Source organism: Dellaglioa sp. CoH-57-MRSF-18, from assembly GCF_056781995.1.
The window spans coordinates 1-1,272 of the sequence record NZ_JBXAXX010000013.1 but is presented as its reverse complement, the minus strand read 5'-3'; the positions used below and the strand labels follow the sequence as shown (position 1 = coordinate 1,272).

At 53.6% G+C, this 1,272-nt stretch carries 2 protein-coding genes; both read right to left on the bottom strand.

Annotated features, from left to right (window positions below):
* Positions 1-346: 346 nt before the first annotated feature.
* On the bottom strand, positions 347-937 hold the full coding sequence (locus AC1RPG_RS07720; protein ID WP_481762430.1) for a hypothetical protein: 591 nt from the start codon (positions 935-937) through the stop codon (positions 347-349).
* A 28-nt stretch (positions 938-965) separates the two neighbouring features.
* The coding region (locus tag AC1RPG_RS07715) for a hypothetical protein (RefSeq protein ID WP_481762429.1) at positions 966-1,272 on the bottom strand (307 nt) is incomplete at its 5' end.

Here is a 1,272-nt window from a genome sequence, read left to right as displayed (position 1 = left end):
GGAGTCCGAACAGATCGAACAGCTCCAGCGCATGACCGTTTTCTGGAACCTCAGAATACATCTAGTGGTTGCCGAGAATAGCGTGCCACCTGAGGTCTGGATTTTCACGAACAACGTCCGCCAATTCCCGTTGTCCAGAGTACGAGGCGCGTGGGCCGTCATACTGGTCACCTAGCAGCAAGATGTTGCTGATACCGTTGTCACGTGCGTACTTGACGGGACCTCGCCTAATCTCGTCAGCGACCATCTTGTCCGGATTTTGTACGTACTTCGAAAGACCTCCCGATCCTGAGGAATCGGTGAAGTGTGCATCTCCCACAGCCACAAACTCTGCCACTTGATCTCCTTATGTTACGTACTCATTCTCTTCCCAATTCCACATCTGTGCAGACTTAGGCCAGTAGCGTTTGAATGTGGCGCTATCAGTAACACGCTCAACACGTTCCAACTCTGCCCTGCCCTCGTCAGAATTTAGGATAAGGTCCGCGCGATTCGGACTCACAAACGCCAGCAGCCCCAAATTCAAAAGGCGTTGGAACGAGAGATTGGTGCGAAGCAGATGGACGTACGGAGAAATGTCAACCGGAAGCCACGTCGCGGGAATCTTGACGACGGCGCGCTTTTTGTCGAGGTCATTCAGCTGAATCACGAGGTCCGCAAAACCAACGTTCTGGTGGTTTTTGGGCACGAAGTTCGATATGTGCGACAGATTGACCACATAGAGCGGACCTATGTAGTTCGGGTTGCGCATGTGATAAACGCCATCGTCTTGGTTCCAGTCCTGCTCAACGGTGCGTGGCAGGTCCCGAATGTTCAGCCAGTTAAGGAATCGCTGGAGCCGGGTCGGCGTCGGGTCCGCAGGCTGCGCGAATCGTGTTGGTGATTCTGGTATGAACGGCGGGAACGCTGCGCGCCCCGGATTTAGTTCGTCACTCATTTTTTTGGACTCCTGTATGTAATACGCGTTATTTACTAGGCTGTTTCGCAGCCTTCCACGCGGCTCTGGCGCGCTCGCGCTGCTCTATCAGCGCGGACGTATCTTTACCAGCCTGCTCAGCGCGACGCACAGCCACATCAAGCCGATTAAATTCTCGAAATTCTGGACCCGAACGCACAGCAGCACGTTGAACTTTCTTCGCTTGCTTATACGCTGCACTCTTGTAACGGCTGCTTTCGCGTGCGGCCACCGAAGCTGCACTGCCTTTACTGTAGAGCAGGATCGATTTCTTTTTCCACGTCGGCACCAGATCAGTAGGTGACACGATTCTCATC